Origin of the sequence: Bacillus sp. FSL W8-0920 (assembly GCF_038593215.1) — a bacterium.
GTDB lineage: Bacteria > Bacillota > Bacilli > Bacillales > Bacillaceae > Bacillus > Bacillus pumilus.
The window spans coordinates 1,554,094-1,574,945 of record NZ_CP151974.1 but is presented as its reverse complement, the minus strand read 5'-3'; the positions used below and the strand labels follow the sequence as shown (position 1 = coordinate 1,574,945).

Annotated in this window: 22 protein-coding genes; all 22 read right to left on the bottom strand. The window is 42.3% G+C overall.

Annotated elements, in window-relative coordinates; genetic code table 11:
* Window positions 1-93: 93 nt before the first annotated feature.
* A complete protein-coding gene (locus NSS78_RS07815; RefSeq protein WP_003211418.1) occupies window positions 94-369 on the bottom strand; it encodes a FlhB-like flagellar biosynthesis protein in 276 nt (91 codons plus the stop codon).
* The gene (locus NSS78_RS07810; RefSeq protein WP_342468327.1) at window positions 366-2,102 is read right to left on the bottom strand and encodes a glycosyltransferase; all 1,737 of its coding nucleotides are present in this window, start codon (window positions 2,100-2,102) and stop codon (window positions 366-368) included. Before NSS78_RS07810 ends, NSS78_RS07815 begins: the two co-directional genes overlap by 4 nt.
* Before the next feature lie 27 nt (window positions 2,103-2,129).
* Window positions 2,130-2,894 carry a ribonuclease HII gene (locus NSS78_RS07805; RefSeq protein ID WP_003210902.1) on the bottom strand — a complete coding sequence of 255 codons (765 nt, stop codon included), beginning with the start codon at window positions 2,892-2,894 and terminating at the stop codon, window positions 2,130-2,132.
* Between the two features lie 76 nt (window positions 2,895-2,970).
* Window positions 2,971-3,819, bottom strand: coding sequence for a ribosome biogenesis GTPase YlqF (gene ylqF, locus NSS78_RS07800; protein WP_050945052.1), 849 nt, complete (start codon window positions 3,817-3,819; stop codon window positions 2,971-2,973).
* Window positions 3,820-3,907: 88 nt separating this feature from the next.
* A complete protein-coding gene (gene rplS / locus NSS78_RS07795; RefSeq protein WP_003212364.1) occupies window positions 3,908-4,255 on the bottom strand; it encodes a 50S ribosomal protein L19 in 348 nt (115 codons plus the stop codon).
* Between the two features lie 137 nt (window positions 4,256-4,392).
* A complete protein-coding gene (trmD, locus tag NSS78_RS07790) occupies window positions 4,393-5,127 on the bottom strand; it encodes a tRNA (guanosine(37)-N1)-methyltransferase TrmD (protein WP_003211682.1) in 735 nt (244 codons plus the stop codon).
* Window positions 5,124-5,648, bottom strand: coding sequence for a ribosome maturation factor RimM (gene rimM, locus NSS78_RS07785; protein ID WP_327840667.1), 525 nt, complete (start codon window positions 5,646-5,648; stop codon window positions 5,124-5,126). Before rimM ends, trmD begins: the two co-directional genes overlap by 4 nt.
* An 8-nt stretch (window positions 5,649-5,656) precedes the next feature.
* A complete protein-coding gene (locus NSS78_RS07780) occupies window positions 5,657-6,043 on the bottom strand; it encodes a YlqD family protein (protein WP_050945054.1) in 387 nt (128 codons plus the stop codon).
* A gap of 103 nt (window positions 6,044-6,146) precedes the next feature.
* Complete coding sequence (locus tag NSS78_RS07775) at window positions 6,147-6,392, bottom strand: KH domain-containing protein (RefSeq protein WP_012009937.1); 246 nt, start codon at window positions 6,390-6,392, stop codon at window positions 6,147-6,149.
* On the bottom strand, window positions 6,392-6,664 hold the full coding sequence (gene rpsP / locus NSS78_RS07770) for a 30S ribosomal protein S16 (protein ID WP_003212139.1): 273 nt from the start codon (window positions 6,662-6,664) through the stop codon (window positions 6,392-6,394). Before rpsP ends, NSS78_RS07775 begins: the two co-directional genes overlap by 1 nt.
* Window positions 6,665-6,769: 105 nt before the next feature.
* Window positions 6,770-8,110, bottom strand: a complete 1,341-nt coding sequence (gene ffh, locus NSS78_RS07765) for a signal recognition particle protein (RefSeq protein WP_050945055.1) — start codon at window positions 8,108-8,110, stop codon at window positions 6,770-6,772.
* Window positions 8,111-8,123: 13 nt separating this feature from the next.
* Entirely contained in the window at window positions 8,124-8,456 is a 333-nt protein-coding gene (locus tag NSS78_RS07760) for a putative DNA-binding protein (protein ID WP_003210763.1), read from the bottom strand.
* A 142-nt stretch (window positions 8,457-8,598) separates the two neighbouring features.
* Window positions 8,599-9,585: a signal recognition particle-docking protein FtsY gene (gene ftsY, locus NSS78_RS07755; RefSeq protein WP_003211188.1), complete on the bottom strand. Its 987-nt coding sequence runs from the start codon at window positions 9,583-9,585 to the stop codon at window positions 8,599-8,601.
* A 22-nt stretch (window positions 9,586-9,607) separates the two neighbouring features.
* A complete protein-coding gene (smc, locus tag NSS78_RS07750; protein ID WP_339162100.1) occupies window positions 9,608-13,168 on the bottom strand; it encodes a chromosome segregation protein SMC in 3,561 nt (1,186 codons plus the stop codon).
* Between the two features lie 105 nt (window positions 13,169-13,273).
* Window positions 13,274-14,017: a ribonuclease III gene (rnc, locus tag NSS78_RS07745; RefSeq protein ID WP_003211549.1), complete on the bottom strand. Its 744-nt coding sequence runs from the start codon at window positions 14,015-14,017 to the stop codon at window positions 13,274-13,276.
* Window positions 14,018-14,201: 184 nt separating this feature from the next.
* Window positions 14,202-14,435 (bottom strand): acyl carrier protein, encoded by a 234-nt coding sequence (acpP, locus tag NSS78_RS07740; RefSeq protein ID WP_003212028.1) that lies wholly within the window; start codon window positions 14,433-14,435, stop codon window positions 14,202-14,204.
* Window positions 14,436-14,516: 81 nt separating this feature from the next.
* Complete coding sequence (gene fabG, locus NSS78_RS07735) at window positions 14,517-15,260, bottom strand: 3-oxoacyl-[acyl-carrier-protein] reductase (protein WP_050945057.1); 744 nt, start codon at window positions 15,258-15,260, stop codon at window positions 14,517-14,519.
* Window positions 15,260-16,204, bottom strand: a complete 945-nt coding sequence (gene fabD / locus NSS78_RS07730; protein ID WP_268458671.1) for an ACP S-malonyltransferase — start codon at window positions 16,202-16,204, stop codon at window positions 15,260-15,262. The genes fabG and fabD overlap by 1 nt, the downstream gene beginning before the upstream one ends.
* A 15-nt stretch (window positions 16,205-16,219) precedes the next feature.
* Window positions 16,220-17,218, bottom strand: coding sequence for a phosphate acyltransferase PlsX (gene plsX, locus NSS78_RS07725; protein WP_003211133.1), 999 nt, complete (start codon window positions 17,216-17,218; stop codon window positions 16,220-16,222).
* 15 nt (window positions 17,219-17,233) lie between these two features.
* Complete coding sequence (fapR, locus tag NSS78_RS07720) at window positions 17,234-17,800, bottom strand: transcription factor FapR (RefSeq protein ID WP_003210820.1); 567 nt, start codon at window positions 17,798-17,800, stop codon at window positions 17,234-17,236.
* 112 nt (window positions 17,801-17,912) lie between these two features.
* A complete protein-coding gene (recG, locus tag NSS78_RS07715) occupies window positions 17,913-19,961 on the bottom strand; it encodes an ATP-dependent DNA helicase RecG (RefSeq protein WP_342468326.1) in 2,049 nt (682 codons plus the stop codon).
* Window positions 19,939-20,841 carry an L-serine ammonia-lyase, iron-sulfur-dependent, subunit alpha gene (gene sdaAA, locus NSS78_RS07710; RefSeq protein WP_342468376.1) on the bottom strand — a complete coding sequence of 301 codons (903 nt, stop codon included), beginning with the start codon at window positions 20,839-20,841 and terminating at the stop codon, window positions 19,939-19,941. Before sdaAA ends, recG begins: the two co-directional genes overlap by 23 nt.
* Window positions 20,842-20,852: the final 11 nt, after the last annotated feature.

The following is a 20,852-nucleotide window of genomic DNA, read 5'->3' as shown; positions in this document are numbered from 1 at the left end:
AGGGTTCTATGTAAAATCGTAAAATCCTTCTAAACATTCAAACTTTTATTTTATTAAAAATATAAATTTTTCATTCAAAACACTTATTTTACCTTATTTTTTCATTTTTTGATCTAACCTATAGATAAATGAAAATATTTCTGCTACAGTATCGTATAACGCTTCAGGGATCTCCTCATCCAGCGTTAAGTGGCGCATGAGTTCGACTAAATTACGGTCTTCTTGGATAGGAACTCCCGACTTTTTTGCTTCTTCAATGATATGGTCTGCCACATAGCCGCTCCCTGTCGCGACGACTTTTGGCGCCTTTTGTTTTTCTTCATCATAATGTAGAGCGACCGCCCTTCTAAGCGGTTTTGAATCCTTCATACTCGTAAGTCCAGCCCTTTCTCGCTGATTTTATGAAAGTGTTCATCTAGAAAGTGAGACGGATCTACTGGCTCTTGTCTCTTCTTTGCTGTAATTCCCGTAAGGCTGTATCCTAAGGCATTTAAATTCTCCCGAACTGCTGGAATCATTGGATTAATGGTTCCTTGAAGTTCATGACCGGTTTCAACTGTAATTGACATGACCTTTTGCTGAATCGTACAGTCGATTAATGTTTCTTCGAGGTTTTCCATGTTTAAGTAAAACATAAGGCGACACTGAGAAATATCAATAGAGCCATCTTTTTTCTTATGTCCTTTTAGAATAAAGGTTAAATCTTGAACACTATGTTTTGAAAAGAGCGGATAAGAGACCATCATTTGGCTGATGGTTTGGTTCTCCTGCTGCACAAATAACTGCCCGTTCAATCTATGAAACAATTGATCGACTTCTTTTTTTACGGGCTCTGGTAAATCGGACTGTCTCACATCATTTAAGACGAGCTTTAATTGGTGAAGCTCCTGATTTTTTACATCCTGGTTGCCTTTTTCGAGTAGTTTCAGCATACCGATTTCGTCACGTACACCTATTGCCTTTTTCATCGTCATGAGTAAATCGAGCACATCGGTTTTATTGCTTAATGCGGGTTCCGTCTGCTGCACCACCTGAGCCAATGCTTTTGCCTCTATTTTTGACAGGAACGGAAATTCTTTTTGAAGCACAGATGCTTTTGCGTCAGGCTGAGATCCAGCCTGCTGAAGCCCTTGCAGCAATGATGTGAGCTGTTTTAAGCTAGGCTCTTGCTGCCCATCTGCGCCTTGTTTTATTAAACTTGTAAGTATCCGCTCAATTTGCTGAGGCGGGATTTGCAGCTCTTTTGGGCTTATTGATTGCTGCACGTTAGATTGAAGAACTTGGGTCGTCTGACGCTCTTGAGCGATTGGAGTTTGGCTATTTTCTTTTGGTTGAGTCAGATTGGGCTGAGGCGTTACAGGTAGACTTCCTCCTTGCTTCATCGCCCCTTCTCTTGCTGCTAGAAGGACCGATAAGAGCTTTTCTGCATGGACAGACGTCTCAGCATCTATGACTGATCGAACGGCTTGTGTAAGCGCCTGTGTGGCGTCTGAGTGCTTCGGGAGCTGTGTTAAGCGTTCTAGCAGCGCTGTCATATCCTGATGAAGAGCAGAGGATGATTTCACAGCTAAAATGGATTGAAGCACTCCTTCCTGGATCGGCAAGTCTTTCTTTAAAGCAAATAAAAGTGCCTGGAGACCTTTTTTCACATCAGCTCCTTGAAGCTGTTCGATCCACTTCACTGCCGTTTTTAACTCTGTTTCGTTGATAACCGATTTTTCTTTTAAAAAAGCTGTGGCTGTTAGAATGTTTTCAAGTCCGCTTTTCAGAGAGAGACCTTCTAATAGTTTGGCAGCGGCATCCTTTAATGTCTTAGGATCTTGATCAAATTGCTGGACTGGCCTTAGTTTATTGAGGCTGTCTCCACCCTCTTGTTCAAATTGGAACCAATAAAATGCGTCTGCTTTGAGCTGAGCCGCTAGCTGTGCTTTTATTTTTGTTGAGCCTATTTGAACAAGGGCTGTATCATCTCCAAGCATTTTCAGTACTTTACCGAGAATCAGCCGATGCACATTTTCCTTTCCTTCGGTGTTTAATGGCACAGATTCTGCCGCACTTAACCGGCTATTCAGTGCTGTATGTATGTCCTCAACTCTTGTCATCACAGGCAGCCTCCTTAGGTCAAAAATTTATGAGATAACGGATTTCACTGGTGCAAACGATAATCGATGGATTGGGGCAGCTCCATGTGTTTGAATGGCAGCCAAATGCTCTTTTGTTCCGTACCCTTTATGTTTTTCAAATTGATACTCAGGGTACTTACGCCCGTATTCTTCCATCATCTGATCTCTTGTCACCTTTGCAATACATGCACCTGCTGCGATGGATGCACTTTTTGCATCTCCTTTGATGATATTCTCCTGGTGAATAGGAAGTGGGAGCGTCATGGCATCTATGAGTAGATAATCAGGTGTATGAGTTAACTGCTCCACCGCTCTCACCATCGCCAGTCTTGATGCCTCGTAAATATTGATTTCATCAATCGTAGCCGCATCAACAATGCCGATACCGATATCAAGTGCTTCTTTTTGGATCAGGTCATAATATGCCAATCTTTTTTTCTCAGATAATTGCTTTGAGTCGTTTAAACCGAGCAGGACTGTATCTTCCTTTAATATGACAGCTGCTGCTACAACGGGGCCTGCCAGCGGTCCTCTTCCTGCTTCATCTATTCCAGCAATACATGTGTATCCCTGCGCCTTAGCATTATTTTCAAATTGCAGCATCTCATTCCATGCTACATGAAGTTGCTGCTGCTTTTCTCTCTCTTTGTGCCACTTCTCTATCAGTTTTTGGACACTTTTTCTCTTATCATCTTTTACAAGCTCATGAATGTATGACTCGTCTTGCGAATGCTTTTCTATCAGTTCTTTTATTTGTTTCACTGTGTACATAGGCTTTTCGTCAGCCTCCTTCTTTATATCGGCAGTTTTCCGCAAAAAATAAAGACCCGCATGAGCTGCGTGTCTTTTAGCTTTCAGGCTTCTCAAAAGTGAGGGGACCAAATTTTTCTGTTCGAATATCCCGAATAATGATTTCGGTGGTTTTGTCGTAATTAATCAATCCACCGCTCATGAGACAGCCGCGCTTTGTACCTATTGCATCAAACAGCTCAGCCGTATCTTCAGGGATCTCCGTTAGGTCATAGCGTTTTTTTAATCTCTCTGGATAGTTTTCTTCTAGAAAGCGAAGTCCATATACAGCGACATCCTGTAAGTTGATGATAGAATCTTTGATCGCTCCAGTTACCGCTAGCCTAAGTCCTACTTTCTCATCTTCAAACTTCGGCCAGAGGATTCCAGGTGTATCGAGCAGTTCCAATTCTTTCCCTACCTTCACCCATTGCTGTGAGGTGGTAATACCAGGACGGTCTCCTGTTTTGGCAATGTTCTTTTTCGCTAAACGATTGATTAAGGTCGATTTCCCGACGTTGGGAATCCCGATAATCAGCGCCCGGATTGCACGTGGTTTAACACCTTTTGCTTTCATGCGGTCGAATTTTTCTTTTAAGATTTCTTTTGAAGTTGTGATGATCTGATTTAACCCTTGTCCATCGACAGAGTTAATAGCAAGTGACCGAACGCCTTGCTGCTCAAAGTGCGCCTGCCACTCCTTTGTCACACGAGGATCCGCTTTATCTGCTTTGTTTAATAGCATGATTTTGGGTTTATTCTGAAGGATTTCTTCGATCATTGGGTTTCTAGAGGACATCGGAATTCTAGCATCAGTTAATTCAAATACGATGTCGATGAGCTTTAATTTTTCTGTGACTTCACGTCTTGCTTTTGCCATATGGCCTGGAAACCATTGAATCGTCATATGTGCACCTTCTCTTCTATCGATTATCTCTATACATCGTACAAAAAAAGAGCCTGTTACAGGTAACAAGCTCTTTCCTTTGATATCATTATCGTCTGATTTCTTTGATACGAGCCGCTTTACCGCGAAGTTCACGTAGGTAGTAAAGTTTCGCACGACGTACCTTACCGTGACGTACAACTTCGATGTTAGCGATTTTTGGTGTGTGTACAGGGAATGTACGCTCAACGCCTACACCGTAAGAAATCTTACGAACTGTGAAAGTTTCGCTGATTCCACCACCACGACGCTTAATTACAACACCTTCAAAGATCTGGATACGCTCACGAGTACCCTCGACAACTTTAACGTGTACACGTAAAGTGTCACCAGGACGGAACGCAGGAAGATCAGTGCGTAATTGTTCTTTTGTGATTTCTTCAATCAAATGTTGCATCGTTTTCAACTCCTTCCAACAGATGCTCATGTCCTCTTTCTTCATTGCAGCGGAACATCGTTTTCAAACTTGAATCGGCAAGCCGTCCAAGTCACAAGTAGTATCATACCATACCTCTATGCAGTGTGCAATACAATCTAGTCATTATGAAGCTGCCAAAGCCATCTTTTTTCTTCATCTGTTAACGTTTTGCATGAATCGATCAAATCTGGCCTTCTTGTATAGGTTCGCTTCAAGGATTCTTTGCGCCGCCACTCTTCAATTTTGGCATGATTTCCAGAGAGGAGCACTTCCGGCACTTTTAGTCCTTTATAATCGGCTGGCCTTGTATAGTGAGGATGCTCTAGCAAACCTGTACTAAATGAATCTTCAATGTGAGACGCTTCTTTTCCAAGCACATGAGGCAAAAGCCTGACCACACTGTCTGCAATCATCATCGCTGGCAGCTCTCCGCCTGTGAGAACGAAATCTCCGATTGAGATTTCATCTGTGACAAGATGCTCCCTGATGCGCTCATCGTAGCCTTCATAATGGCCGCAAATGAACATAAGGTGTTCTTCTTTTGCAAGTTCCTCTGCCTTCTTTTGTGTATATCTTTCTCCTTGAGGACAGACAAGAATAATTCGGGGCTTCTTGCTTGCTTTCTTCGTTAAATCTTCTACCGCATCGAATACGGGCTGTGCTTTCAGTACCATACCAGCACCGCCGCCATATGGGTAATCATCTACTGTTTTGTGCTTATGATCTGAATACTCTCTAAAATTGACAACATTGAATGAGACAGCTTCTTTCTCCTGTGCCTTTTTTAAGATCGATGAGTGGAGCACACCTTCGAACATTTCAGGAAAAAGCGTTAAGAAGTCGATTTTCATTCGTCAATGAGTCCTTCCATCACTTCAATGTGTATGGTTTTGGATGAGATATCGATCTTTTTGACGACAGATGGGATATAAGGAATCAAGGCATCTTTTTTGCCTTTTCTTCCGACCACCCAGACATCATTTGCCCCTGGTGTTAAAATCTCCTTGATTTGGCCGACAAGCTGATCCTCTTCATCGTATACTTCACAGCCAATGATTTGGTGGAAATAAAATTCTCCTTCATCTAAAGAGCCGAGATGTTCTTTTTCTACTTTTAAGATTGATTCTTTCAATAGCTCTGCTTCATTTAATGAGCTAATTTCTTCAAATGTAAGCAAATCAAACTGTTTATGCTGCCTATGTGATACGACAGTGACTTTCAGCGGCTCCCCTTGACCTTGCTTAAAAATATAGAGGACGCTTCCTTTTTTGTAACGCTCTTCTGGGAAATCTGTCTTTGATACGACGCGTACTTCTCCGCGCACTCCGTGTGTATTGACAATCTTTCCAACATTCAACCATTCTTGTTCCATGTTCTCAATCACCCCTGACGTATTTCCACAATGGTGCCGTCTTTCACGACGATGACATTGTCTTGCATCTTGTCATCCCATTTATCACCTATTTTCACTTCAACCAGCGCATCCACTTCTGTCTCTTTCATTTCACTTCCAAGCGGCAAAATATGTAGCTGCTCTACTTGAAAGTCAATTTGCTGGATCTTTTCCTGCCGTTTATCGATGGCTTTTTGAAATTGAGGGATGGCTTCTTGCTGATGTGGTTCTTTTTCATGTTTTTTCAGTTGAAAATATAGTTGGTTGCATTCACGTTCTAGTCTTTCTTTTTTCTCCAAAAAAGTCGTTAACAGTTTGTCCTTACTGCTTTCAGTTAATACTTGCATGACGGTGACATGTTGAATGATCTGCATCTTCCTTTTTGTCCCCCTATCCGAAGGCATTTGTCCTCTACAGTATAACGAAAAATAGATTTAAACGTGTAAAAAAAGGGGAGGTCCTAAGCCCTCTCCCTTTTTAGTCAGCAATCTCAAGTTGAACTTTCTTAGAAGACTCTGCACTTGCTGCAAACATGACTGTTCGTATCGCTTTCGCTGTACGTCCCTGCTTTCCGATCACCTTTCCGGTATCTTCAGCATTGACAGACAGTGTGTAAATCACTTGCTCATCTTTTTCTAATGAAGATACGTGAATATCTTCAGGGAAATCAACAAGTGGCTCGACGATGGACACAATCAATTCTTCCAAGGACAGCTCATTCATTATTTGCTGTTTTTCGCATTATGAAATTTTTCAAGAATTCCTTGGCTTGAGAAAAGGTTGCGAACTGTATCAGATGGTTTCGCACCATTTTGAAGCCATTTAAGAGCTAATTCTTCGTTGATTTTCACCTCAGCTGGTGATAACACTGGATTGTATGTTCCAACTGTTTCGATGAAACGACCATCACGTGGTGAACGAGAATCTGCTACTACAATACGATAGAAAGGAGATCTTTTTGATCCCATACGTTTTAAACGAATTTTTACTGCCATTTTACTAGCACCTCCGAAAATATTTCAACAAGATAGTATATTAACAATGATAAAAGGGTTTGTAAAGTGTTTTTTCTTAACAACGGTTTTATCATGTATAACCAATTACATAAATGGTAATTTAAAGCCTTTTTTCTTTCCTTTGGACATGTTGGTCATTTGCTTCATCATCTTTTTCATTTCGTCAAATTGCTTTAAAAGGCGATTGACTTCCTGTACAGATGTTCCGCTTCCTTTTGCAATCCGTTTTCTTCGGCTTGCATTGATGACCTCTGGCTGTTCTTTTTCCTCGGTCGTCATTGATTTAATGATCGCTTCGATGTGATTGAGCTGCTTTTCGTCTACTTGGACGTTTTTGAGCCCTTTCATTTTACCGGCTCCCGGCATCATTTGGATCAATTCATCAAGTGGACCCATGTTACGAACTTGGCCAAGCTGCTCGAGGAAATCATCGAGTGTAAAGCTCATGGTCCGCATTTTTTGTTCAAGCTCTTTCGCTTTATCTTGGTCCACGTTTGCCTGTGCTTTTTCAATCAGTGTAAGCACATCTCCCATGCCAAGAATTCTTGATGCCATCCGTTCTGGGTGGAATGGTTCAATCGCGTCAAGCTTTTCACCTAGCGCGGCGAATTTAATCGGCGTATTGGTGACAGCTCGAATGGAAAGTGCTGCACCGCCTCGTGTATCCCCGTCTAGTTTCGTTAAAACGACACCTGTTAAACCTAGCTGTTCATTAAAGCTTTTCGCTACATTGACAGCATCTTGACCTGTCATAGAGTCAACAACAAGGAAAATTTCTTCTGGACTCGCTACTTCTTTTACTTTCTGAAGTTCATCCATCAATTCTTCATCAATATGAAGGCGTCCTGCTGTATCTAAAATGACATAATCATGGTGTTCTTCTTTCGCTTTTTCGATTGCCTGTTTGGCAATCTCGACAGGACTGACTTGATCACCTAATGAAAACACAGGCATATCAAGCTGTTTCCCTAGCGTTTCAAGCTGCTGGATCGCTGCTGGTCTGTAAATATCTGCAGCCACCATCATCGGCTTGCGATTATGTTTTTTGCGAAGTAAATTGGCAAGCTTCCCAGTTGTGGTGGTTTTACCTGCCCCTTGAAGACCAACCATCATAATGACCGTCGGAGATTTTTTCGCTACAGCGATTTTACTCTCTTCTCCGCCCATTAATTCAGTGAGTTCTTCTTTTACAACTTTAATGACCTGTTGCCCAGGGGTAAGGCTTTTCATGACCTCTTGTCCAACTGCCCGCTCACTTACTTTTTTCACAAAGTCTTTGACTACTTTAAAATTGACGTCAGCTTCAAGAAGGGCAAGGCGTACCTCGCGCATCATTTCTTTTACATCTTGTTCTGACACTTTTCCTTTGCCGCGGATTTTTGAAATCGTCTGCTGCAGTCGGTCGGCTAATCCTTCAAATGCCATACTGTGCCGCCTCCTAATCTAATTTCTCAAGCGATTCAATTAAAGCTTCTGCTTCTTCCATCTGAGCGGAATCTGCTACGAGCTCACTCATTTTTTTGAGAAGTTCTTTACGCTCTTTAAATTTCTTAAACAAGAGCAGCTTTTCTTCATATTGTTCAAGCATCGCTTCAGTCCGTTTAATATTATCATAAACAGCCTGTCTTGATACTTCATATTCATCCGCAATTTCACCGAGGGAAAAATCGTCTAGGTAGTAAAGCGACATGTAGCTCTTTTGCTTTGCGGTTAACAACGATTGATAGAAGTCAAACAAGTAGTTCATTCTCGTTGTTTTTTCAAGCGTCATGGGCTCTCTCCCCTTTGTTAAGTTCATTCCCTTTACATCAACTAAGTTTACACGGTTCTCTACTGTGTGTCAAGTTTTTATCTTGTCACTGCATGAAGCGGCGTATAAATAAAAATGCCAGCAATCTTTGCCGGCATTTTTGTTAGTCCTCTTGATCAATCACGTCTGAGAATAATCCATACACATACGATTCTGCATCGAATTCTTGCAGATCGTCTACCTTTTCACCTAAACCGACGAGCTTCACGGGGATGTTTAACTCATTTCGAATTGCAAGGACAATCCCGCCTTTTGCAGTGCCGTCAAGCTTTGTTAAAGCAATTCCTGTCACATTCGTCGCTTTAGAAAATTCTTTCGCTTGTGCCATCGCATTTTGACCCGTTGTTGCATCAAGAGCGAGCAGCACTTCATGCGGTGCATCTGGAACCTCGCGTTCAATGACTCTCTTGACCTTCTCCAGTTCTTTCATCAAGTTGACTTTGTTTTGTAGTCTTCCTGCTGTATCACAGATAAGGACATCCGCATTTTTCGCTTTTGCTGATTGAACGGCATCATAGATCACCGCTGCTGGGTCAGAACCAGCCGTCTGTTTGACAACAGGGACACCTGAACGCTCTCCCCATACTTCAAGCTGCTCTATTGCACCGGCACGGAATGTATCACCTGCTGCCAAAATGACGGATTTCCCATCATTTTTCAGCTTATTTGCAAGTTTGCCGATCGTCGTTGTTTTCCCAACGCCATTGACACCGACAAATAAAATGATATTTAATCGCCCGTCTTCAATATTCAGCGCAGAGATTTGTTCCTCTCCGCTATTGTAGATTTCAACCAGTTTTTCAGAGATGACCGATTGTACTTCACTTGGGTCTTGAATGTTTCTTAGTTTCACTTCTTTTTTCAGCTCATCAATCAGTTCCATCACCGTTGTGAAACCGACATCCGCGCCGATCAGAACTTCTTCTAATTCTTCAAAAAAGTCTTCATCAACTTTACGGTAGCGTGAAATGAGTTCATTTACTCTTCCTTGAAAGGAGTTTCTCGTTTTTTCAAGTCCATCCTTAAACTTTTCTGATACTGAATCGGTTTGCTGCGTAAATTTTTCTTTTAATTTCTTAAAAAAGCTCATTTGGTTCAAAAACCTCCTTTAATTACTGGACAAGCTCTTTCGTTTCTTCTAGTTTGACAGATACAAGCTTAGAAACACCTGACTCCTGCATCGTAACACCGTAGAGCACATCTGCTTCTTCCATTGTTCCTTTGCGGTGCGTAATGACTATGAATTGTGTTTCTTCGCTGTATTTTTTTAAATATTGTGCAAAGCGGAAAACATTGGCTTCATCAAGCGCCGCTTCTACCTCATCTAACACGCAGAATGGAACAGGTCTGACTTTTAAAATAGAGAATAGTAAAGCGATCGCTGTCAATGCTCTCTCACCTCCTGAAAGAAGGCTTAAGTTTTGCAGCTTTTTCCCTGGTGGCTGCGCGACAATATCAACGCCAGAGTTTAGTAAATCGTTTGGATCTGTCAGCTTAAGATCTGCTTTCCCGCCGCCAAATAATGCTTGGAAAACTGATTCAAAATGCCCGCGAATTTGCGAGAATGTTTCAGAGAAGCGCTTTGTCATCTCTTGATCCATTTCTTCGATCACTTGGAATAATGTATTTTTCGCTTCTGTCAGATCATTTCGCTGTTCTGTTAAGAAAAGGTAGCGTTCATTTACTCGTTCATACTCATCAATGCTGCCTAAGTTCACTGTTCCTAGCTCTTCAATGGCTAATTTGATCAGCTTCACTCGTTTTCTTGCTTCATCTGGCGATAACGTCAGATGATACATCTCTTTTGCCCCTTCAAACGAAAGAGCATACTCTTCGTTCAAATAAGCGATGAGGTTGTCGAGCTCAACTTCCATACGGCCAAGCTTAATTTCTTCATCTTTTAAGCTTGTGGTGAGCTGCTTGTAAAGGCGTTTTTGTTCTTTCAGTTCACGTTCAGCAAATTCTAACGTTTCAGAAAGAGCAAGACGCTGTTTGCGCCGCTCTGAAATGAGCGCGGTTGTTTTGTTTTTATTTTCCAGCTTCTCTTTCGCCGCTTCTTCCAGCTGTTCTGCTCCGCTTGAGCTAGATGTCATTTCACTTGTTAAGAGTGACAGATCTTCTTTTGTTTCCGTCAGCGTTTGTTCAGCCTCTTCTAATTCGGCCATTAAGCTCGAAAGCTTTTCTTGTTCATTCGCTAAGGACTGCTCTTTTTTGGCAAGCGAGATTTTCAGCTCTGTTAATTCGGCAGAAATGGTTTCTTTCGTTGAGCTTTGGGTCTGCTTACGCTTTGTTAATGTATTGATCTCTTGATCAAGGGTGGTCAATTTCTCCCCTATAGAAACTTCAAGAGCTGCCTGCTTTTTGTCCTTATCTGTAAGTTCAGTAGAACGCAGCTGCAATTCTTCTTTTTCTTGGTCATAGAGTTCAAGGTGAGCATTAATATTTTTTTCTGCTACTTGCAGTTCGTATAGCTTCCCTTTGAGCTCTTGCTGCTGTTCTCGAAGCGTTTCTCCCCGCTGACGCAGTTCGTTTAATTGACTTTCGTTTGCTGCAATCAATTGCTTCGTTTCTTTTGTTTCCTTTTCAAGGATCGTCGTTTTTTCTTCCATTTCAACAAGCTGCTTTGTTAATGTTTCGATCTCTCGGTTTCTTGAAAGAAGGGAGTTGTTCTTTTTCTTAACACCGCCACCAGTCATTGAACCGCCGGGGTTCACAACATCTCCATCAAGGGTCACGATGCGATAACGATGACCAAGCATTTTTGCCAGTTCATTGGCGCCTTTTAAGTCTCTAACGATCAGAACCGTTCCAAGCAAGTTCTGTATGACCTTTTGATACTTTTCTTCAAAGGAAACAAGGTGACTTGCTACACCGATAAATGCAGCGTGCTGCTCGGCTGTTTGGACGTCTCTATGCTGAATGGTTCTTTCTTTGATCACATTCATTGGCAGGAAGGTTGCTCGTCCAAAGGAGTGCTGCTTTAAGTATGCAATTGCTTGTCGCGCTGCGGCTTCGTTTTCTGTGACGACGTGCTGCGTTGCTGCGCCTAGCGCGATTTCAATCGCTGTCTCATGCTGCTGATCTGTTTGAATCAGCTCTGCAATGGCACCGTGAATACCGCCTAACCGTTCTTTTGCCTTTAAGACCTCTTTTACTCCTTGGAAAAAGCCTGAGAAGTCTTCCTGCATGGATTCTAGCATCTCTTTTTTTGACTTTGCCTGCTGCACATATTGATAGGCTTGGTAAAGAGCCGTTTCTTTTTTCTCGTATTGACGTTTCATTTGCTCAAGCTTTTGTTCCGCTTCTCTAAAACGCTTGACCTGAGCCAGAATGTCTTCTTCTAGGGCTGAAAGCTGCTGCTCAGCCTCTGTTTTCTTCTCTTTGACAGACACACGTTCTTCAATGTGTTTTTGGTTGTTTTGCGTGAGCCGATCTAGCTGCATGGCCGCTTGGCGCTGCTGTTCTTCTAATAATTTGCGTTCATTGCGGATGGAAGCCTGTTCATTGAGCAGATCAAAATAATCGCTTTTCAGCTGTTCAATTTGACCTTCCACATCTTCACTATGAAGCGACAGTTGATGCTGCTTTGTTTTCACTTCATCTTTTAGCTGCTGCACTTCTTTTTGAAGGCTGTCCCGCGCGATTTTCTGTTGCTGAATTTTTTCGGTTAGCTGCGCCTGCTTTTCAGTTAAACGAATGAGCGTTTCTTCTAGCTGTCCCTGGTTTGCGGCTGCATTTTTCTTCCGTTCTTTTAGTACTTCTTTTTTACCTTCAAGCTTTTCTAATTCCTCACTTGTGAAAAGAAGAACTTCTTGCAGGTCATTAATTGATTCGTCAAGTGCTTGAATGCGGTCTCTTGACTCTTCAATTTTAGCTTCTTTTGCTTGAATATCTGTGAATTGCTTCATTTCATCTTGTTTGAACCGCTCGACAGCTTCACCAAGTGTTGTCCATTTTTCATGAAGTGCTTCGATGTCATGGACAGTTAAGGCGATTTCGACATTTTCAAGCTCTTCTTTTTTTTGCAAATAGTCCTTTGCAATAGATGCCTGCATTCTTAATGGTTCTACTTGATCTTCTAGTTCATGCAGAATATCTTCTACTCGGTTTAAGTTGTCCTGCGTTTCAAACAGTTTATTCTCGGCTTTTTTCTTTCTTGTTTTATATTTCAAAACACCAGCCGCTTCTTCAAAGATGCTTCTTCTCTCTTCTGCCTTACTAGATAAAATTTCCTCTACCTTTCCTTGGCTGATGATCGAAAAAGCTTCCTTTCCAAGACCTGAATCCATGAAAAGTTCAATAATATCTTTTAAGCGGACAGATTGATTGTTTATGAGAAATTCACTTTCCCCTGAACGATAGACTCTTCTTGTCACACTGACTTCGTGAAAATCGATCGGTAAAAAGTGATCTTCGTTATCTAATGTTAAAGTCACTTCTGCTAGGTTGACTCTTTTTCTTGAGTCGCTTCCTGCAAAAATGATGTCTTCCATTTTTCCTCCGCGGAGGCTTTTCGCTGATTGTTCTCCAAGTACCCAGCGGATGGCATCGGTAATATTACTTTTGCCGCTTCCGTTTGGTCCAACAACAGCGGTGACCCCTTTGACAAAGTCCACGGTCACTCGCTGTGCAAAAGATTTGAATCCTATCACGTCTAAACGTTTGAGGAACATGAGAGTGATCCTCCTTATGTATTTAAAGTACTATTATCTTACCATATGAAGTGAAAAAAGATGATGGAAAACAGAGTGAAATCCCCCTGAATGACGAGGGGGATTTTATTGGTTCATATGATGTTTCTGCAATTTAGCAAGTGCTTCCTGTGCAGCATGCTGTTCTGCTTCTTTTTTACTGCGGCCATTTCCAATTCCAAGCACTTCTCCGCGAAGGGAGACATTTGCTTCAAATTCCCGGTTGTGTGCTGGTCCTTTTTCATGCAGGATGTGGTATTCAAGTACACCTTTTCCATCGCGCTGAACGAATTCTTGCAGCTGGCTTTTAAAGTCCATGACATGCGAGAACGCTCCATCATTAATTTTCGGATAAACATAGGCTTCTAGGAATCGCTCCACTGGCTCAAGCCCTTGATCTAAATAAAGTGCCCCGATAAACGCCTCGAATACGTCCGCTAAAAGTGCTGGGCGTTTTCTCCCGCCTGTCATTTCTTCGCCTTTTCCTAAAAGAACAAGGTCTCCGAAGGACAGCTCATGTGCCAGAGACACAAGTGACGGTTCACATACGATCGCTGCTCTTAGTTTTGTTAAATCTCCCTCGCTCATCGCAGGATATTTCGCAAATAAGAATTGAGAGATGGTCAATTCTAAAACAGCATCTCCTAGAAATTCAAGTCTTTCATTATCCTCGTATGGCTTTTTCCGGTGTTCATTCACATAAGAGGAATGCGTAAAGGCTTGATATAGAAGTTTTTCATTTTGAAAGTGTACAGAAATACGCTGCTGGAATTCTCTAAATTGCTCTAGTTTTTTGCTCTGTTTCTGTTTGTCTTTATATTGTTTTGGCATAGCAACCTCCAGGTAGGCTTAATCGCCTTTAAGGATACTGATTATATGGAGTCTCTCTTTCTACATGCAAGGAAACATTGCTCCTTAGCATCTGAAAAAGGCTGACAATTGATCAGCTGAATATGTTGAAACTAACATAAATTTTGAAAGTCCCGTCATGAAAACAGACGGGACTTTGTTACGCTTATTGCTGGCTATTTATGTAGTTCACAGCGTCACCGACTGTTGCAATTTTTTCAGCATCTTCGTCAGAAATTTCCATATCGAACTCATCTTCAAGTTCCATAACTAGCTCAACTACATCAAGGGAATCAGCGCCTAAATCTTCTTTAAATGAAGCTTCCATTTTCACGTCAGCCTCATCAACGCCAAGGCGGTCTACAATAATTTTTGATACACGCTCTAATACGTCTGCCATTGCCTTTCACCTCCCCTCAAAGTATTATAGTTGATTCGTTTTTAAAAAACTAGAGAAAACCTAATGAAATTTTGATATTTCTTAGGACATGACCATTCCGCCATCTACTTGGATGGTTTGGCCTGTAATATAACCTGCTCCTTCTGAAGCTAAAAAGACAACAACGTTGCTAATATCTTCAGGTGCACCAAAGCGTGCAAGCGGGATCTGCTTAAGCATTTCAGTTTGTACATTCTCATCAAGCTTGTCTGTCATATCTGTAGAAATAAAGCCTGGTGCTACTGCATTGACTGTAATATGACGAGTTGCCAGCTCTTTTGCTGTTGTTTTCGTTAATCCGATGACACCAGCTTTTGCTGCAACATAGTTTGCTTGTCCAGGATTTCCACATACGCCAACTACTGAAGCCAAGTTGATGATTCTTCCGCTGCGCTGTTTCATCATTTGACGTGTCACGGCTTTTGTACAGTTAAAGACACCTTTTAAGTTTATGTTAATGACGTCATCCCATTCATTTTCTTTCATTCTCATGAGCAGATTATCCTTTGTGATCCCTGCATTATTGACAAGAATGTCAATTGAGCCAAATGTGTCAATCGCTTGTTTCATGAGCGATTGTACTTCTTCAGCATTTGAAACATCAGCTTTAACGGCAAATGCCTGCTGGCCAAGTGCTTTGATTTCGTCTACGACTTCATTTGCTTTTGCTTCGTTTCCAGAATAGTTGACGACAACATTTGCACCATTCTTTGCTAAATCGATCGCAATAGAACGGCCAATCCCGCGTGATGCACCTGTTACAACGGCTGTTTTATTTGTAAGCATCAAGAATCCTCCTTCAATGTTTCAATGGCTACTTCAATTGTTTCCTGATCTGAAACTGAAATAGTTGTCAGGCGGCGATTGACCTTTTTCACAAGACCTGAAAGCACTTTGCCTGGGCCAATTTCAATAAACGTTGTCACGCCTAAATCAATCAGACGTTCTACACTTTCTTCAAATCGAACAGGAGAATACAATTGTTCAATGAGCTTTGTTTCAATAGCATCACGAGATGTAACGATGTCTGCTGTGACATTTGAGATCACTGGTGTTTTGGCATCTGTAATGCTTAGCTTTGACAGAACATCTGTGAATTTTTCAGCGGCTGGTTTCATTAAGGCAGAATGGAAAGGTCCACTCACTTCAAGGGCAATCGCACGTTTTGCGCCTTTTTCTTTCGCTTTCTCTGAAGCGAGTTCAACCCCTTTTGCTGTACCAGAGATCACGATTTGACCAGGACAGTTTAAGTTAGCGAGTTCTACAAGATGACCACTCTCTGTCACTTCTTTTGTCACTTCTAAAAGCGCAGCTTGATCTAAGCCAAGGATCGCTGCCATAGCGCCTTCTCCTGCTGGAACAGCTTCGTTCATTAATTCGCCGCGCTTTCTCACTGCATAGACAGCATCTTGAAACGAAAGTGCGCCTGCCGCAACGAGGGCCGTATATTCACCAAGGCTATGTCCTGCTGCGTAATCTGCTTTGATTCCGCTCTCTTCAAATTTCTTTAAGATGGCGATACTTGTCGTTAAAAGAGCTGGCTGCGCGTTATAAGTGAGCGTCAGCTCTTCTGCATCTCCTTCAAAAATCATTGAAGATAAGTCAAAACCGAGGGTCTTGTCTGCTTCTTCAAATACAGCTTTAGATACTGCTTCTTGGTCAAATAAATCTTTTCCCATGCCAATTTTTTGAGAGCCTTGGCCAGGGAATAAAAATGCAATTTTAGTCATGCTGCTATACCTCCATTAAGACTCGTTCGTGGTTTCTTTTTGGACTTCTTGATGAATGATGGCTGAAACGTCTTTTTCTACGATATCACGTGCCTGACGAATGGCATGAAAAATGGCGTTTTCATCAGAGGAACCGTGCGCTTTAATGACAGGTGCCTTTAAACCAAATAAAGCGGCACCGCCATATTCGGAGTAATCCATTTTAGACTTCATCTGCATCAATTTCGGCTTCATCATGCCAGCCGCTATTTTTGCTGTGAAGCTGGATGTTAATGTTTCTTTCAGCATTTTAAAGACAGAAAGAGCTGTGCCTTCAATCGTTTTCAGGGCGATATTTCCTGTGAAACCATCTGTGACAACGACATCAGCTACACCTTCTAGTAAATCACGAGACTCCACATTTCCTACGAAATTCAAATTTGATGCTTTCAATAATTCAAAGGTTTTTTTTGTGAGATCGTTGCCTTTTTTATCTTCTGTTCCTACATTTAACAATCCTACACGCGGATTGCTCTTTGGAAAAACACGCTCTGCGTAGATTGAACCCATCATCGCATATTGCACAAGGTGTTCTGGTTTGGCATCAACGTTTGCGCCGACATCTAGTAATAAAAACCCACTGCCATCAAGTGTTGGCAGTGTTGGAGCAAGTGCCGGTCTATCGATGCCATCAATTCTTCCTACGATAAACAGTCCTGCTGTCATGAGTGCGCCAGTGTTTCCTGCTGAAATACAAGCATCTGCTCGTCCTTCGGATACTTCTTGCGCCATTTTCACCATAGATGAATCCTTTTTACGTCTAACTGCACGCACTGGTTCATCTGTCGGTTCAATGACTTCTTTTGCATCTAAAATCGTGATGCGCTCGTTATTTGTTATGTATGGTTTGATTTTATTTTCATCGCCGACAAGTGTAATCTCGATATCTGAAAATGCCGTTAAGCTTTTTTGCACACCGTCAATAATGGCTTTAGGGGCATGGTCTCCCCCCATTGCATCGACTGCAATTCTCATATTACGTGCCACCTTTTACTTTTGTTTTGAGCGATACATGACGAAGTCACCTGAGAAGACAACTTCCTCACCGACATAGCTGTTTACTTCAACTACAGTTCTGCCTTTTTCTTTATCATGCGAGGCTACTTTGGCTTTTGAGACAACTCGTTCGCCTTGTTTAACCTGCCTTGTAAATTTAATATTCGCTTTTGCTGTTAAAGCCAGTTCATCGTCAATGACCGCTACTGCAAGCGAATTTGCCTGGGCGAAGAGATGATGTCCCCTGGCAATTTGGTTTCGGCTAAATACATGCTCTTTTCTCACTTCTAAAATGGAAATGGCTTGATCATCAAGCTCTACATCAATCATTTCTCCAATCACTTCATCCAGCGGAAGTGACTTCACTTCATCCTCTAATGTCTTTTCGGCCACATGCTTAATTCTTTCGCGTAATTCAGGAATTGACAGTTCCAAACGATCAAGACGAACCGTTTGAATGCTTACACCGAATTTACTTGCCAATTCTTCATCAGTAATGAACGGAGTCGAGCTGATCGTTTGCTGGAGAAGCTTTTGACGTTCTTTTTTATTTAGTTTCATATGCAGACACCATCCGTACATTTATGACTAGGTACTAATAGTAGTATATAATCTCATAGATGATAAATCAATCCTTGTTTCAAAAAGACAAGAAAATTCCTCCAGCGCTTGATCAGCTTAATTTATCTCCGCCCAGCACCCCGCTGTCTACAAGTGTTTGCCGAAGTTCTTTGTATTCGGAATCTGTCCAAAATGCATCTGACTGCACAAGTTCTGCCGCATCTTTTCTAGCGGTTTCCAGTGCTCTGTAGTCATGAACCATATCGGCTACTTTAAATTCAGGCATTCCGCTTTGTTTTTTACCGAAGAAATCACCGGGTCCTCTTAGCTCTAAGTCCTTTTCAGACAGCTCAAAGCCGTCGGTTGTTTCGGACATGATCCTCATCCGCTCTTTCCCGGTTTCCGATTTTGGATCCGCCATTAAAACACAAAATGATTGATGCTCTCCGCGTCCAACCCGGCCTCTGAGCTGATGAAGCTGAGACAGTCCGAAGCGGTCTGCATCGTAAATGACCATGATGGTCGCATTCGGCACGTTGACACCCACTTCAACGACTGTGGTTGAAACGAGAATTTGTACTTCATTTGCTGTAAAGTCTCTCATCACCTGATCTTTTTCATCACTCGCCAGTTTCCCGTGCATTAAGCCGATCGACCACTTACCGCGGTATGCCTCTGTCAGCATGCTGTGGACATCAATCGCATTTTGGACATCCAGCTTGTCCGATTCTTCTATGAGTGGACAAATAATATATGCCTGTCTTCCTTTTTTTAGCTCTTTATCTACAAATGCAAGAATCCTCTCAAGCATGTCATGCTTGACCCAATACGTTTCGATCTGTTTTCTGCCGGCTGGTAATTCATCAATGACGGAAACGTCCATTTCTCCAAAAACAGTGATCGCAAGTGTGCGCGGAATAGGTGTGGCAGTCATGAATAAGACATCTGGGTCCTGCCCTTTACTTCTTAGTTTTTTCCTTTGCTCGACGCCAAACCGGTGCTGCTCATCTGTGATCACAAGACCGAGCTGCTGAAATTCGACTTCGTCTTGGATGAGCGCATGCGTTCCGACTAATATATCAATCTCGCCCTCTTTTAGACGTTCTAGCAATTCTCTGCGGCGCTTTCCTTTCACAGAGCTTGTTAGTAGAGCGATATTTAGTCCCCATTTTTCAAACAGCTGATAAAGGGAATCTGCATGCTGCTCTGCCAAAATCTCTGTTGGAACCATTAATGCACCTTGATAGCCGGATAAATGAGCGGCATATAGTGCAATAGCTGCAACAGCAGTTTTCCCTGAACCTACATCCCCTTGCAGCAGACGGTTCATCCGGTACGGGGACGCCATATCAGTCATAATTTCATCAAGCACTCTTGATTGTGCCTTTGTCAGCGGAAATGGCAGACTGTGAACAAACTCAAAAACAGCGTCTTTAGAAAACGGATGCTGGATGCCCGATGTTTTTTCTCGTTCTTTCTTTCTGATGGCCTGCATCTTCAGCTGGAAAATAAGAAATTCCTCGTACACAAAGCGGCGTCTTGCTTGCTTGAGCGAGTCTCTTGTTTCTGGCAGGTGAATGGTTTTTAATGCTTCCTGATAGGACATGAGTTTATAGGTAGAGACAAGCTGCTTTGGCAGTGGATCTTCAGCTTTATCTACATAAAGTGACAAGGCTTGTTTGACAAAACGCCTCATCATTTTCACGGATACATTTTCTTTTACTGAATAAACAGGCTCTATACTGCCATCTTGCTCGTGCGTCCCTTTTTTAAATTCCTGCACCATGATCGATTGACGGTTTTTATCCCATTTGCCAGTGACGGATACCGTATCACCTAACACAAGGCTTCGTTTTAAATAAGGACGATTGAAGCAAATTGCTGTGATGAGAAAACGCCCGACAAGCAGCCTGAATGTCAGCCTGCTTCGTTTTTTTCCATAATAGGTGAGGACGGGCTCACTGTGCACTTTTCCTTCAACTGTGACACGTTCGTCATGCTTTACTTCTTCTAAGTTACGAAGCTCATAGTCGTCATATCGATAAGGAAAGTAGCCAAGTAAATCGGCTACTGTGTGAATTCCAAGTTCATTGAGTGTTTTTTCGGTTTCTTCTCCAATCCCCTTAAGGACTGAGACATTATCTTGCAGTTTCTGTATCACGAGATGGGGTCACACCTCCGAAAATCTTCTTTTCAAGCTCTCTTGCTGTCGGTGTCGCAGCAAGTCCGCCTTGTGCTGTTTCGCGAAGTGCCGTTGGCATGGTTTGACCGATTTTATACATCGCATCAATGACTTCATCACATGGGATACGGCTTGTGATGCCGGCAAGTGCCATATCTGCTGCAATCATCGCATTTGATGCACCCATGGCGTTTCGTTTTACGCACGGTACCTCAACAAGTCCAGCTACTGGGTCACAAACAAGTCCAAGCATATTTTTCAGTGTAATCGCCATTGCTTCAGCAGATTGCTGAGGTGTACCGCCTGCCATTTCGACAATGGCTGCTGCCGCCATCCCTGATGCTGAGCCTACCTCAGCCTGACAGCCGCCTGCTGCACCAGAGATGCTCGCATTATTGGCCACAACAAAACCAAATGCGCCAGAAGTGAATAGGAATCTGACCATTTGTTCCTTTGTTGGCTTTAATGTTTGTTTTACTGCAAATAACGTACCTGGCACAACACCTGCTGAGCCTGCTGTAGGCGTTGCACAGATCGTCCCCATTGCGGCATTGACTTCATTTGTTGCCACTGCCTTACTAACAGCATCTAATATCGTATGACCAGACAATGTTTTGCCTGATGCGATATACGCTTGAAGTTTGACCGCATCTCCGCCTGTTAAACCGGATAATGATTTCACACCTTTTAGCCCGTTTTCTACGGCTTGTTCCATCACTTCTAAGTTGCGGTACATCTGGGAGAAAATATCTTCACGTAATTTCCCTGTTACTTCCATTTCTTGCGTAATCATGATTTCTGAAATGGAGGTATTCCGTTCTTCTGTTAGCTGCACGAGTTCTTTGACGTTTTTAAACATCATTCATAACC